Source organism: Bremerella sp. JC817, assembly GCF_040718835.1.
Classification (GTDB): Bacteria; Planctomycetota; Planctomycetia; order Pirellulales; family Pirellulaceae; genus Bremerella.
In genome coordinates, this window is sequence record NZ_JBFEFG010000215.1 from 1 (window position 1) to 749 (window position 749).

Annotated in this window: 1 pseudogene; it reads left to right on the forward strand. The window is 57.9% G+C overall.

Annotation, left to right across the window (positions count from 1 at the left end):
* Nucleotides 1-124: 124 nt before the first annotated feature.
* Nucleotides 125-310, forward strand: a pseudogene (locus tag AB1L30_RS01030) (proton-conducting transporter membrane subunit); the annotation flags it as partial.
* Nucleotides 311-749 lie beyond the last annotated feature (439 nt).

The window sequence follows — 749 nt, forward strand, 5'->3', positions numbered from 1 at the left end:
GGTCCCACGCAAATCCGTAGGGTGTGAAACGCAACGCGTTTCGCGCCTTGGCATGACGATGGAAGCCAATTACGGTGCGTTGCGTTCCGCTTCGATCCACTCCTCATAACCTACGCAATTTCCCTTCCATAGCTGGTTGCCAGACACCCTAGAAACGCCAACGCCTGTGTCCGCCTTGATGCACGCTGGCATTATCAATGGAGGTGGGTTTCTCCTAATTCGACTCAGTCCTCTGGTTTCGCCGAAACGTCGAATTCCTCCAGGACCTTGTTCACGCGGTCGGTCATGCGATCGCGATAGCCGGCGATAACATCGGGCCGCGAGCATCTGATGTACGTAGTTCCCGGCGTCGTTCTTGTCGGCCCGGTATCCGGTACCATCATTCAAAACGTGACTCGGCGGGTTCCCTTACCGCCGGTCTATGGGCTGGCTTCCCCTCGTTGCAAGGCCCAAATGTCTTGTCACCGAGCGTGCCGATTGGCCGCTTAGCGAGATCCGTCAGGTGATCGCCGTTCCGCTGGTCGAAAGCGATAACATCTTCGGCTGGTTATTTGCGTCAACAACAAGAACAAGCCCGTCAGCAGCAGGAAGCGGCAACTCGTCGCCAGCAGGAACGTGAACGCTGGCGGCCAGACTCGCGGGGCGACCATCATGCACGGTGCCTGGCTATTGCTGTTCATCGTGCTGCTCCCTTCAATCCTGATCCAGCGGATCGCCGGTCGCCCCTTCCTGATTCTTGGGGGCGAAAC